Source organism: Alteromonas abrolhosensis, from assembly GCF_001953635.1.
Lineage (GTDB): Bacteria > Pseudomonadota > Gammaproteobacteria > Enterobacterales > Alteromonadaceae > Alteromonas > Alteromonas abrolhosensis.
In genome coordinates this window covers 213,407-225,702 of the sequence record NZ_MEJH01000005.1, presented here as the reverse complement: position 1 = coordinate 225,702, position 12,296 = coordinate 213,407, and the positions used below count along the sequence as shown (strand labels likewise).

The window sequence follows — 12,296 nt, the reverse complement described above, 5'->3', positions numbered from 1 at the left end:
ATGTAATTACTAGAACACCTTTTACAAACGACAGACGCATGCACGCCCTTCGCTATACCGTAAAAGAAAAACATGTTTTTAGACACATGGATATTAAATCATTAGGGGTAGAGAATTACTAATTCAATTTGTAATAACGCATCAATTGATTACGCACAGTTACGTATCAACCTGCCTAAAGTGCTAGTTCATAGTAAATACTGTTATAAACTACACCTCTATGACGATATTTTCTTGGAAAGCAAATTGTCGGCGCAAAACCATTTTTAATAAGTACCTTGTCAGACGCAGGATTATTGTCCATCACTTCCGCGGTTAGCATAGTTAAACTCGAAACTTTAGCTTGCTCAATTAAAAACCTTACGCAACGAGAGGCGATCCCTTTTCCGCTTTCTTTTTCCGCAACCCGATAACCTATTTCTGCTGTATTGCCTATGATATTTTTTAGGTTAGCGCGGGCTATTATGCTCTTATCTTGATGGTCGCCAATGAGAACGTAGCCGCACGCTTTTCTCTGCTTTTGTAAGTAAAGCAATTCGTTTATATGATAGCCAACGCCTTCTAAAGAGTAGAAACCTTCATCCCTAGGCGCTATCGACTTTTCAAAATAATCTTTGTTTTTGTGCTCGAAATCCAAAAGAGACAACACATGTTTCTCGGCAATACTTTCAAAATGCATTGGAGGAAATGCTCCTTACAAACCATGACAACCACAGTATCAAAACCAGCCTCAGCATTTAAAAGTTATACCGGATTTTCTTTTTACTTCGCCAGTACACCGCTTTGGTAATCATTAAATGCCTGCACAATTTCCTGCTGAGAATTCATCACGAAAGGCCCATATTGGACAATTGGCTCGTTGATAGGTTTACCTGATACAACAATAATCTTAGAACCCTTCTCTGAAGAAAAAGATAGACGTGTTCCCTGCTGAGACAAAACGCCTAACTCTCCTGATTCCAGCATGGTTTTTTGCGCTTGATCGCCCTTACCAACTGTTATATTCCCTTCGTAAACATAGAGAAAAGCAGCTTCATTGGATTTTAAGGCTATATCGCATTGTCCGCCTTTTAGGTCAATGTCTAAGAACGTAGGAGCAACGGCGGTTGTCTTAACAGGTCCTTTCACACCATCAACTTCCCCTGCTAATACTTTTACTGAAGCGTTTTGTATCTGCACGGTGGGAACACTATCTGGCTGGATATCTTGATAGTTTGGCGCTGACATTTTTTCTTTTGCAGGAAGATTCACCCACAATTGAAAGCCTTGCAATAACCCCTCTTCCTGCTCTGGCATTTCTTCGTGAATAATTCCTCTCCCCGCGTTCATCCACTGGATGCCGCCGGCATCGATCACCCCTTCATTTCCTACGGAGTCTTTGTGGCGCATTTTGCCTGCAAGCATGTAAGTAACTGTCTGAAACCCTCTATGTGGGTGGGGAGGAAACCCTGCGATATACTCTCCCGGGTTATCTGACCCAAAAAAATCTAGCATTAGAAATGGATCCAATCGCGGCAGATCAGGTTGGCCGATAATTCGCGTAAGAGATACGCCAGCACCATCACTAGTCGGCATTCCTCTTACCACTTTAACTATTGTTTTCTGTTCACTTACTTCAACTGACATTTTTTTACCTACCTTAAAACCCTGCGACTATAGCCAAACGAAATTACCCGATATTTTCGCGACCGTGTGCGGACATGAGGTCTTGCTCGGGTCCCACAGGAATGATTTGTGTCGGATTTATCATGGTATGACTGAAGTAATAGTGTCTTTTGATGTGATCAAAATTTACTGTTTCAGCTACACCCGGCACCTGATAAAGCTCCTTCATATAGCCATAAATATTCGGATAGTTTGCAATTTGCTTTTTATTGCACTTGAAATGACCGTGGTACACCGCGTCAAAGCGGATAAGCGTGGTAAATAACCGCCAGTCAGCTTCAGTAATATTACTTCCGACCAAATAACGCTGTTTACTTAGTCGTTCTTCAACAATATCTAGCGCATGAAACAAAGCATTAACTGCCTCTTCATATGCCTTCTGGGTGGTTGCAAAACCAGCCTTATACACACCGTTATTAATATCGTGATAAACCATCTCGTTGATGTCATCTATTTCCTGTCGAAGTGCTTCAGGGTAATAGTCATCATCGTTGCTAGTAAGTGTATTGAAACCACTATTAAAAATGCGGATGATCTCTGCCGATTCATTATTGACGATGGTTTCAGTTTGCTTGTCCCACAAGATTGGAACAGTAACCCGTGTGGTTATCTCAGGCTTCGCTTTGGTATAAATCTGATGGGCATAATCAAATCCATATAGTTTATCTCCCGTCGACCCAGGATATTTTTTAAACTCCCATCCGTTGTCGAGCATCTCAGGGTGAACAACTGAAACATCAATATGTTCTTCTAAACCCTTTAGTTTTCTAAAGATGAGTGCGCGGTGTGCCCACGGGCAGGCTAAAGACACGTAAAGGTGGTACCGGCCCGATTCTACAGGATACTTCGCATCTTCATCATTGCTGACGTTGTCACGAAATTTGGATGCTTGGCGCTCAAATTTACCGCCGTTCTTGCTAGTGTCGTACCACTTATCCTGCCATTTCCCGTCAACGAGTAAGCCCATGCGCTAGCCCCTTTTCTATCTTTCATTAAATATGAAATCATTTAAACATGTATTGTGTAGAACGTATGTTGCTTAAAATCGGATTTATTATTCGAAAAAACTGGAGTGTATTGATCTTTGGTATTCACTTTTGAGATGATGCGCGCCCGCTAGCGTGTATTCGAGTTATAACGCTAACGCATACTTTCGTAAGTTTATTTTTTAAGTGAAGTGAAACATGTCTGATGACCCTCGTTTAGGCGGCATTGTGCGTTTGTACGGTGCGCAGCAAACCAATAATTTAGCCAATAGTCATGTGGCCGTAGTCGGTATTGGCGGTGTAGGAAGTTGGACTGCCGAAGCGCTTGCACGCTCAGGCGTTGGAACTATTACACTTATTGATTTGGACGACATTTGCGTAACCAATACAAACCGTCAAATTCACGCACTTTCAAATACCATTGGTGAAGCAAAGGTCGATGCCATTGCAGCTCGAATTAAATTAATAAACCCAGCTTGCAAGGTTCACTGTATTGAAGATTTCGTCACGCCAGAGAATACAGCAGCGCTGTTAACCAAAGAAATGCATGCAGTCGTTGATGCCACGGATAGCATTAGAGCTAAAGCAGCGATGATTGCGCACTGCAAACGCAATAAAATTCCAATAGTTACGGTTGGCGGTGCGGGCGGTCAAATTGACCCAACTCAGGTAACAAAAGGCGACCTTGCAAAAACAACGCAAGACCCACTAGCTGCAAAGCTACGCAGTGAACTTCGACGTAATTACAACTTTAGCAAAAACCCCAAACGTCGTTTTGGCGTTGAGTGTATCTATTCAACTGAACAGTTGCGCTACCCACAACCTGATGGCTCAGTCTGTTACAACAAATCAGCAATGGAAGGCGGCACGCGACTCGACTGTGCAGGCGGCTTTGGCGCGGTGGTGACTGTTACCGCCACTTTTGGGATGTTCGCCGCTGCTAGCGTAATTAACAGATTAACTGGACAAAAATAGACTTTGGCCGATAACTTGCGCACAATAGCCAAAAGCTTATAAAGCCTTGTCTTAACAAATTTTTACGCATCATTGTGTATTGTTACTAGTGTATTACGCATAGTGCAAACCAGCTACTTATGTGGCGCTGCGTTTTGAAGATATTAGAAAAACGACTAAAAAGATAAGAATATAAACAGCTAGCTTGCAACATTAACAAAGCTCGTTATTTCAAATTTGGTGAGAAGGAGAACAAAATGTCACCTGATGAACTCAATAAATTAATGGCCGATTGCGCAAAAGACGCAGTGGTTACTGCAGCCGATGAGTTCAATATTGTACTCGACCACTCCCCTGCTAGCGTGGCATTGGTAGATGACATTTTGCTCAGCTTTGTTGATAAGTATCACGATTTAGCATTAGAAGATGAAGCGGTTTTCACCATTTGTAATATCTTCGGGGCTTACGTTGGAGAAATTTTGAAAACACAGTTAGCAGGCGAATGGATTTATGACCAGTCAAACCCCAAAGCGCCAGCAGTGTTTTTACAAGTAGGTGAAAATACTTATGCCTTAGCTGGTATATGTTACGAACGCTTGGTTAATGATAGCCAAATCAGTGTATTTGCTTATTATGAACAAGCGTTGAGTAACCACTTACGCAGTCACTAAGGTTTTCACACACTTTACACGCAGCCAAACATCAAGTCGGTTGAGTGTTAAAAAACCACCCAAAACGGTATTTCAGGGATTGGGAGTTTCCCAATCCTCTACCATCCACTTTAAATGCCGACTTTTAGAAATAGCGTACAGCGCTATGGTGTAAAAAACGATTTTTACGCCCGTTATGTATTCAAAGCCCCAGTGATGATGCATGGTGTAGTAAAGCTGAACGCTTAATAACGCCAATACCCCCAGCTGTGCTAAAGGGATAACCCATCGTCGCCACACCAAATAACCATTTTTCCATAAGCGATCTCTTTGGCTAACCAAAATTAGTGAGATAAGCACAGGTAAACTGGCCGCCAGCCCCAACCCCAAGGTTTCCTTTTGCGGATAAAAGAATGCAAGAAGCTCACTGGTTTGCGTGCGAGATGCCACAGAAAAGATAAACGCGAGCCAGTCAATACATAGAAGTATAAATACGCTATACAGCCAGCGCGGTGGTAGAATTCGCCCTGACTCATCATAAGATGTTAGCGGTAGTTTCAGCATGTTTTCACTTCTATTTTTTAACAATGAACGTTTTTTACCCGTTCAATTTGACGATGTTTATTTGTAAGAAGCGGTTAAGGTGGGGATGAAAGAAACATTTTTAAACCACTTTCTCGCTTTCACTTAGTTATGTGAGGGTCTCTACCCTACAGAAAACCTTGAGTTCTATTGCTTACAGTCGTTTCTGTGATTGTGTTTATATTTTATATTTTCACCGCCAATTATATATACTGCGTACAGGTCGGTTTTCCTGTATAATCCGCGGCCATTTTAAGCTCAGTCATTTTCCAGGTGATATTTTAGATGACAGTAGAAACGTTTAATCCAAACAAAGTAGTAAATAAAACCACAACGCTAGAAACGCCAGTGAAGGTATTAAGTGATAACAAACCTTCGCAGCAAAGTAATGGCAGCAGAATTGGTTTTGTTAGCTTAGGGTGTCCTAAGAACTTAGTTGATTCAGAGCGTATTCTTACTCAACTTCGCACCGAAGGTTATGACGTGGTACCTACGTACAACGACGCCGATTTGGTTATCGTAAACACCTGTGGGTTTATTGATGCCGCGGTTGAAGAGTCATTAGACACTATTGGTGAAGCATTAAAAGAAAACGGCAAAGTTATCGTAACCGGGTGTTTGGGCGTTAAAGAAGACGAAATTAGAGAGCTTCACCCAAATGTGTTAGCTATCACCGGCCCCCATGCTTATGAAACGGTTGTAGAACAGGTACATGATCACCTCCCTAAACCACAGCACAATCCGTTTGAAGACCTTATTCCTGATCATGGCGTTAAGTTAACCCCCCGTCACTATGCTTATTTGAAAATATCAGAGGGCTGTAACCACCGTTGCACGTTCTGCATAATTCCTTCTATGCGTGGTGACTTAGTCAGCCGTCCAGTGGGTAATATTCTCGATGAAGCCAAGCGTTTAAAAGATGCCGGCGTTAAAGAGCTATTGGTTATTTCGCAAGATACCAGCGCCTACGGCGTTGACGTTAAGCACAGAACGGGCTTTTGGAACGGCATGCCAGTTAAAGCACACATGCAACAGCTTTGTGAAAAGCTTGGCGAAATGGGCATTTGGGTGCGTTTACATTACGTGTATCCCTACCCGCACGTCGATGACCTTATCCCTCTAATGAACGAAGGTAAAATACTTCCATATTTAGATATTCCGTTCCAACACGCCAATAAACGTATATTAAAGTTAATGAAGCGTCCTGGTAGCGCTGAACGTGTTCTAGAACGTGTTAAAAAGTGGCGTGAACAGTGCCCGTCACTGGTAATTCGTTCGACATTTATTGTCGGCTTTCCGGGTGAAACGGAAGAAGAGTTTGAAGAATTATTGGATTTCCTTCGCGAAGCACAGCTAGACCGCGTTGGCGCATTCGCTTATTCGCCTGTTGAAGGCGCAAGAGCAAATGACTTACCTGATCCGGTTCCAGAGGATGTTAAACAAGCTCGACTTGCACGCTTTATGGAAGTTCAGGGCGAAATCAGCGCCGCACGATTACAAGCGAGGATCGGAAACGAATATCAAGTTGTTATCGACAGTGTTGATGCAGAAGGCGCAGTTGGTCGTACTTACGCAGATGCACCAGAAGTTGACGGCTTAGTGCACTTAAACGGTGTTTATGACGTTAAACCGGGTGATCGAGTGTGGGCTGAAGTAATTCATGCTAACGAGCACGATGTGTGGGCTGTACTATCTGAAGACCAAGACGAGGAAGTCGAAGGTACTCATTCCGCGCAGTAGTCTTATCTTTAGGGGAATGATCGATTATTCCCTCAGATTTATTCACTATTGAATGTAACCCTATCGACTAATTGCCAGTCGATAGGGTTTTATGTATAACGAAACTATTACATAGATAATCACACAAGATATGCACTGCTATCTGCTGTGGTAAGTGAGTAAATTATGGCATCATTACCCATCTATACCTCCAGCTCTCCCTTTCGCCTTCTCGGGTCTATTTGTGGTGCATTTATTCTATTCTTTTTACTTAACCATCGCGCTATTGCAAGCACAGAATGTAAGGTATTGAATACTGCTGGCGCAGAGCAATGGTTTCCTTATGCGTTTAACGAGTTCGAAGGAAAAGTAAGGGCAACTGGAATCGCATTCGACGTTTTAACACTATTAGCGCAAGATTTAGGCGTAACGCTAAAAATTGAAACCGGTCTACCATGGAAACGCATAGAGTCTAAACTCGACGCTGGGGAACTTGATATTTTAGCGGGGAACTATTGGAACGAAGCTCGTAGTCGAAAGTGGCTTATCACCGCTCCTTTTGCTGCAGAGGACGTGTATGTTGTACTATCGCCCTCGCTATCGCAAGCTCGCGGAGCCGACCTTTCGCTAAACGCACTTGCCCAGTATATCGGTGTAATGCCCCGTGGTATTAGCTTAGGAGAGAAGTTCGATAGCATTAAGTCAAACTTAAATATTATCGAAGTGAAAGACCACGACAAAATGTATGAAATGATACGAAGACACCGCGCTGACTACGCTGTTTCACCACTAAGTGCGGCATTGAGTCATTTGAAAGATGCTGAAAATGATGGCATGCAGATAAGCCAATCACCTATTTCGTCCAACAACGTGCATTTTGCCATTTCAGCTAAGTCAAAATGTGCGTCAATTTTTCCAGAGTTTAATGACGTTCTAAGTGCGCGATTAAAAGATGGTTCTATCGCGCAAATTATTGATAGCTACCATTTAACGCGATAGCGTTACGATAGGACATCGGCGAAAACAAGTCGCCTTCACTAGCAGCTGTGCCCCGTTTTAAGCATATAGCCCGAGGCGAATAGCTGCTCAATTATCGCTACCAAGGCAACTCGTCGCCGTTTGAATGAATAAATCGACCTGCGTTAGTGATATTTAACTCGTCAATGCGCTGTGACAATCGCTCGGCACAAGTATCGGCGTCGATATCCCCTGCACCATTCACCATTTCGGTTTGAACAAACCCTGGATGGAAAATGCCCACGGCAATTCCTTTTGGCTTTAAGTCATTTGCCATGGACACACCTGCCGCATTTAATGCAGCTTTAGACATTCGGTATCCATAATATCCGCCCGAGCCATTATCAGACATTGACCCCATTCGGCTGGTGATCAAGGCAATTTTACTGTCTTGCGCCATAGCGGGTAATAACGTTTGTGTTACTAACAGTGGCCCTAAGGCATTAACCCGAAATTGATAATCAATGGTATTCGGATCCCAATCATCAATGCTTTCACGTCCAAGTACACCAGCATTATTAATGAGTAAATCAATTTTTACGTCCATTAAAGGTGCAAGCTTTTCAGCTAACATATCGGGTTGCGATACATCAACGCCCTTAATGATTGTGACGCCTGCACTATTTAGCTCGTCACAGCTATTGCGACACGTGGCATAAACTTTCGCGCCCCGTGCCTTATATTGCTTAGTGAGCGCAAGGCCAATGCCCCTGTTCCCACCGGTAATAACTACGTTCATAACGGTTCCCTTGTTACTATGTGTATGCGTGCAAAAGGTATTATTAACCTTTTAAAAATCTGGCTGTTTAAGTAGCGCTTGCACTTAACTAAATGCATAGCTAGCGCCCTTTATCTGCACTTTGTTCTTTTTATTATATAGTCTTTAAAAGACGTTCTAGATCTTCTGGCGTGTCAATTCCCACTGGCGGTGGTGCTATTGCCACTTCACAGTGAATTTTATCGCCGTACCAGATTGCCCGAAGCTGTTCTAATGACTCTATCTGCTCTAGTGAACTAGGCGTATAGGCAACATATTGTTTAACATATTCAGCACGATAGGCATAAATGCCTATATGACGTTTGTAAAGATGGGTATTCGCGGCTTTTGGATTTGCCATCATATAATCACGCTCAAACGGGATAGGAGAACGTGAAAAATAAATAGACTCACCTTTGTTGTTGACCAAAACCTTAACGATATTTGGATTAAATACATCTTCAACGTTATCGATTGGTGTAGATAACGTGGCCATTTGACATTGGGGCGCATTAGCTAAATTATTTGCCACCTGTCTGATGTTTTCTGCGGGTATAAATGGCTCGTCGCCCTGGACGTTCACTACAATAGTGTCGTTAGCGATACCTTCTTTTTCGATAACTTCGGCAATACGCTCTGTACCCGACTGGTGGTTTACAGACGTCATACACACTTGGGCAAAACCAACCACTACATTTTGAATGCGCTCGTCATCCGTCGCTACTATAATGTTGTCGGCTCCCGCCTCTTTAGCGCGTTCAACGACGTGTTGAATCATTGGCTTTTTGCCAATAAGGGCTAAGGGTTTACCAGGAAAACGACTTGAGCCGTAGCGAGCGGGTATAACAACTGTAAATGACATAACTTTATTTCGCCCTAAATTACTACTTCGTTTCAATATTTCTATCGTGTTGCGTCTACTTCGTCTAACGACAATGCTGTCGCTTTACTTTCTATAAGTACAGGGATGCCATCTTTAATGTCAAACGCCAGTCTGTCAAATCGACACACTAGCTGTTTATTATCTTCACTTAGTACCAATTTTCCCTTACACACAGGGCAAGCCAACACTTCTAAAAGCTTCTTATCAAAGGCCATTATTGTTATTCCTTTCCATATTGGTGAATCTCTAAACCTGCTTTGGCAAGTTTCACGTTTATTAAATTATAAAAGTCTGGCGCTAAGTGCGCTGTAACGGGTAAAAACCAGCAATCGTCATGAGCAAATGGCGCGGCTTTCACCGCGTCCTTTTCTGTCATTAACACTCTTCCACCGGGAATGTCAGACGATGTAATAGCGTGATGATCAGGTAACGGTGTCGCCGATGAGAGCTGAATCCCCATTTCTTTAAGTTGAGCGAAAAAGCGTTGAGGAGAGCCTATTCCAGCAATCGCGCTGCACGGTTCCTTTTTTATCTCTTCAAGCGGGCTGGTCTTTACTCTATTTGAAACAGACGTGAAATCCCCCGCTACCAACGTCATTAAATATTGAGGAGCCACGGCATCACTAAAGGTTGGCATGGAACGACTATTATGTACAAGCGCATCAACGGTTCCAAGACGCCATTGTCCTTCGCGAAGCGGGCCCATTGGCAACAAATAACCGCTGCCTATTTTTCTGTCATCCATCACCACAACTTCAACGTCGCGGTGAAGCGCGTAATGTTGAAGACCGTCATCGCAGATAATTAATTCACAATGCAATTCATCACTTAAATAGGCAGCACCGCGAGCGCGGACTGGGTCGATCACTACATTGCATTGGCTTCGAATGGCCAATAGACGAGGTTCATCGCCTACCTCAGATGCATCGTCATCGCCTTTTACTAGCCTCGGGTATACGGGTGATTTAGCACCATAACCCCTGCTTAAAATGCCGACCTTGATGCCGTGCTTTTGGTAATAATCGGCTAACGCCAATACAACGGGCGTTTTACCGTTACCACCAACGGAAATATTTCCCACAACAACAACGGGCACATTCGCCTTGAACGCTTTTTTAAGCCCCACTTTGAAAAGTAATCGGCGAATTGCAGAAACAAAGTAAAACAACAGCGCAAGCGGTGAAAGCAGCCACACTAAAGGGTGGCCGAAATACCATTTATCGTGTTTAGTTTTACTTTGTGATTGCCTCACTTAGCTTCACCAAACTGCAGCGCGTGCAGTTGCGCGTAGTGACCACCTTTTTCAAGCAGTTCGTTGTGTTTGCCTTTTTCAATAATGCGCCCCTGCTCCACCACCATAATGCAATCTGCGTTTTCGATAGTAGACAAGCGGTGCGCCACAACTATGCTGGTGCATCGTTTTTGCAGCGTTTCCAATGCATCTTGGATCAAACGCTCAGACTCTGTATCAAGTGCTGATGTCGCTTCATCTAGAATAAGAATGGGCGCTTCGGCGAGTATCGCCCGCGCAATAGCAATACGCTGGCGCTGGCCGCCCGAAAGCATCAAGCCGTTTTCACCGATAACCGTATCTAAACCTTCAGGCAAGTTCGATAAGAACTCTTCAACATGCGCCATTTTTGCCGCATTCTCAATATCTTTGCGAGATACATTCTGACGAGCACCATAAGCGATATTGTTTGCGATAGTGTCGTTAAACAGCGTTACGTTTTGCGATACCACCGCAAACTGAGCACGCAAATCTTTTAAATCAATATCGTTAAGCGCCGTGCCATCCAAGCGAATTTGGCCTTCTTGCGGCACATAAAAGCGTGTAAGCAGCGACGAGATGGTCGATTTACCACTTCCTGAGCGCCCTACCAAAGCAATCGACTGTCCTGGGTTTGCGGTAAAGCTCACGTTAGATAAGGCAGGGGTTTGTTTACCTGGATACGAAAACGTAACGTCATCAAACTCAATCTTCCCTGTTGCGCGCTCTACTCTTGTTTTCCCTTTGTCTTCTTCGTCAGCCTCATCGAGTATTTCAAAAATACTGGCACACGCTGCCATACCTTTTTGAAATTGGTTATTGATAGTAGTGAGCTGTTTAAGGGGTTTAAGCAGCATTACCATGCAAAAGACCACGTTAATGAATACGCCTGCAGTAAGCTTTTCAAGCATGCCGGGCGTGCTGGCAATAAACAGAACGACAGCAAGGGCAATCGACGCAATCACCTGAATTGACGACACACTCAAAATAGAGGTGACATTGAGTTTCATCGACTGCTGACGGTTGTGATTATTTTTCTGCTCGAAACGCTTTTGCTCTATTTCCTGACCACCAAACATGATCACAACTTTATGACCCTTCACCGCCTGCTCTACCGACGATGTAAGGTTACCCATTGACTGTTGAATGTTTTTACTTACAACGCGAAAACGTTTACTGACGATAGAAACAATCACCGCCACAATAGGGCCAATTAAAAGAAAAATGAGTGATAGCTGCCATGAATAATAGAACATCACACAAAGTAAACCGATTACCAGTGCGCCTTCTCTAACCAATGTTAGCAGCGCCTTACCAGACGCATTCGCCACTTGCTCTGTGTCATATGTGACTTTACTGATAAGTCCACCGACCGCGTGATTATCGTGAAATGCCACCGGAAGATGAATATATTTTTCAAACAATTGTTGGCGCATGCGCATAACCACTTGAGCACCAATCCAGCTTAATGTGTAACTGCCTAAAAAGTTGAAAACACCCCGTAACAAAAAGAGCGGTACAATCGCATACGCGGCTAAACGAAGGTAGTCCTTATCGTTTTTACCCAACGATTCGTCGATCATTGGCTGAAGCTGCGAGAATACGAAAGTATCTACCGCTGAATAACCAATCATACCGATGATGGCAAAGACGAAAGGTACTTTGTACGCTTTAAGGTACTCTAAAAAGCGTTTAATTTGATAATCCGAGTTGTCGGCTTGTTGCATGTAGTTTTTTTAACCTGTTTGAAACGTTAACAAAAACGCGTTGGAAGTATTGTACTCGTTCTCGCTCTAATTCACTAATATAGCGG

13 protein-coding genes are annotated in these 12,296 nt (G+C 43.4%); 4 read left to right on the top strand and 9 right to left on the bottom strand.

Annotation, left to right across the window (positions count from 1 at the left end):
• Positions 1-175: 175 nt before the first annotated feature.
• From BGK61_RS09965 to BGK61_RS09955, 3 genes are all read right to left on the bottom strand, one after another.
• The gene (locus tag BGK61_RS09965) at positions 176-679 is read right to left on the bottom strand and encodes a GNAT family N-acetyltransferase (protein ID WP_076011506.1); all 504 of its coding nucleotides are present in this window, start codon (positions 677-679) and stop codon (positions 176-178) included.
• A gap of 83 nt (positions 680-762) precedes the next feature.
• Complete coding sequence (locus BGK61_RS09960; RefSeq protein ID WP_076011505.1) at positions 763-1,626, bottom strand: pirin family protein; 864 nt, start codon at positions 1,624-1,626, stop codon at positions 763-765.
• 43 nt (positions 1,627-1,669) lie between these two features.
• Positions 1,670-2,632 carry a glutathione S-transferase family protein gene (locus BGK61_RS09955; protein WP_076011504.1) on the bottom strand — a complete coding sequence of 321 codons (963 nt, stop codon included), beginning with the start codon at positions 2,630-2,632 and terminating at the stop codon, positions 1,670-1,672.
• A 217-nt stretch (positions 2,633-2,849) separates the two neighbouring features.
• On the opposite strand from BGK61_RS09955, the gene tcdA reads away from it, so the two are divergent.
• A complete protein-coding gene (gene tcdA, locus BGK61_RS09950) occupies positions 2,850-3,626 on the top strand; it encodes a tRNA cyclic N6-threonylcarbamoyladenosine(37) synthase TcdA (protein WP_014998314.1) in 777 nt (258 codons plus the stop codon).
• Positions 3,627-3,862: 236 nt separating this feature from the next.
• Positions 3,863-4,276 carry a hypothetical protein gene (locus BGK61_RS09945; RefSeq protein ID WP_076012613.1) on the top strand — a complete coding sequence of 138 codons (414 nt, stop codon included), beginning with the start codon at positions 3,863-3,865 and terminating at the stop codon, positions 4,274-4,276.
• A 72-nt stretch (positions 4,277-4,348) separates the two neighbouring features.
• On the opposite strand, the gene BGK61_RS09940 is transcribed toward BGK61_RS09945, so the two are convergent.
• Positions 4,349-4,819: a DUF2919 family protein gene (locus tag BGK61_RS09940; RefSeq protein ID WP_076012612.1), complete on the bottom strand. Its 471-nt coding sequence runs from the start codon at positions 4,817-4,819 to the stop codon at positions 4,349-4,351.
• 303 nt (positions 4,820-5,122) lie between these two features.
• On the opposite strand from BGK61_RS09940, the gene rimO reads away from it, so the two are divergent.
• On the top strand, positions 5,123-6,577 hold the full coding sequence (rimO, locus tag BGK61_RS09935; protein WP_076012611.1) for a 30S ribosomal protein S12 methylthiotransferase RimO: 1,455 nt from the start codon (positions 5,123-5,125) through the stop codon (positions 6,575-6,577).
• A gap of 165 nt (positions 6,578-6,742) precedes the next feature.
• The gene (locus BGK61_RS09930) at positions 6,743-7,555 is read left to right on the top strand and encodes a substrate-binding periplasmic protein (RefSeq protein WP_014998310.1); all 813 of its coding nucleotides are present in this window, start codon (positions 6,743-6,745) and stop codon (positions 7,553-7,555) included.
• Positions 7,556-7,652: 97 nt separating this feature from the next.
• On the opposite strand, the gene BGK61_RS09925 is transcribed toward BGK61_RS09930, so the two are convergent.
• The 5 genes from BGK61_RS09925 to msbA all read right to left on the bottom strand — a co-directional run bounded on the left by BGK61_RS09925 (position 7,653) and on the right by msbA (position 12,210).
• A complete protein-coding gene (locus BGK61_RS09925; protein WP_014998309.1) occupies positions 7,653-8,312 on the bottom strand; it encodes an SDR family oxidoreductase in 660 nt (219 codons plus the stop codon).
• Between the two features lie 133 nt (positions 8,313-8,445).
• Positions 8,446-9,192 carry a 3-deoxy-manno-octulosonate cytidylyltransferase gene (gene kdsB / locus BGK61_RS09920; protein WP_014998308.1) on the bottom strand — a complete coding sequence of 249 codons (747 nt, stop codon included), beginning with the start codon at positions 9,190-9,192 and terminating at the stop codon, positions 8,446-8,448.
• A 41-nt stretch (positions 9,193-9,233) separates the two neighbouring features.
• Positions 9,234-9,428: a Trm112 family protein gene (locus BGK61_RS09915; protein WP_014998307.1), complete on the bottom strand. Its 195-nt coding sequence runs from the start codon at positions 9,426-9,428 to the stop codon at positions 9,234-9,236.
• Positions 9,429-9,433: 5 nt separating this feature from the next.
• Positions 9,434-10,465: a tetraacyldisaccharide 4'-kinase gene (lpxK, locus tag BGK61_RS09910; RefSeq protein ID WP_076012610.1), complete on the bottom strand. Its 1,032-nt coding sequence runs from the start codon at positions 10,463-10,465 to the stop codon at positions 9,434-9,436.
• On the bottom strand, positions 10,462-12,210 hold the full coding sequence (gene msbA, locus BGK61_RS09905; protein ID WP_014998305.1) for a lipid A export permease/ATP-binding protein MsbA: 1,749 nt from the start codon (positions 12,208-12,210) through the stop codon (positions 10,462-10,464). The genes lpxK and msbA overlap by 4 nt, the downstream gene beginning before the upstream one ends.
• Positions 12,211-12,296: the final 86 nt, after the last annotated feature.

Excerpts from the sequence above, each read along its gene's own strand:
- BGK61_RS09965 (WP_076011506.1), bottom strand. The coding sequence starts at position 679 with ATGCATTTTGAAAGTATTGCCGAGAAACATGTGTTGTCTCTTTTGGAT.
- BGK61_RS09945 (WP_076012613.1), top strand. The coding sequence starts at position 3,863 with ATGTCACCTGATGAACTCAATAAATTAATGGCCGATTGCGCAAAAGAC.
- BGK61_RS09915 (WP_014998307.1), bottom strand. The coding sequence starts at position 9,428 with ATGGCCTTTGATAAGAAGCTTTTAGAAGTGTTGGCTTGCCCTGTGTGT.
- BGK61_RS09955 (WP_076011504.1), bottom strand. The coding sequence starts at position 2,632 with ATGGGCTTACTCGTTGACGGGAAATGGCAGGATAAGTGGTACGACACT.
- tcdA (WP_014998314.1), top strand. The coding sequence starts at position 2,850 with ATGTCTGATGACCCTCGTTTAGGCGGCATTGTGCGTTTGTACGGTGCG.
- BGK61_RS09925 (WP_014998309.1), bottom strand. The coding sequence starts at position 8,312 with ATGAACGTAGTTATTACCGGTGGGAACAGGGGCATTGGCCTTGCGCTC.
- msbA (WP_014998305.1), bottom strand. The coding sequence starts at position 12,210 with ATGCAACAAGCCGACAACTCGGATTATCAAATTAAACGCTTTTTAGAG.
- BGK61_RS09940 (WP_076012612.1), bottom strand. The coding sequence starts at position 4,819 with ATGCTGAAACTACCGCTAACATCTTATGATGAGTCAGGGCGAATTCTA.
- BGK61_RS09930 (WP_014998310.1), top strand. The coding sequence starts at position 6,743 with ATGGCATCATTACCCATCTATACCTCCAGCTCTCCCTTTCGCCTTCTC.
- BGK61_RS09960 (WP_076011505.1), bottom strand. The coding sequence starts at position 1,626 with ATGTCAGTTGAAGTAAGTGAACAGAAAACAATAGTTAAAGTGGTAAGA.
- kdsB (WP_014998308.1), bottom strand. The coding sequence starts at position 9,192 with ATGTCATTTACAGTTGTTATACCCGCTCGCTACGGCTCAAGTCGTTTT.
- rimO (WP_076012611.1), top strand. The coding sequence starts at position 5,123 with ATGACAGTAGAAACGTTTAATCCAAACAAAGTAGTAAATAAAACCACA.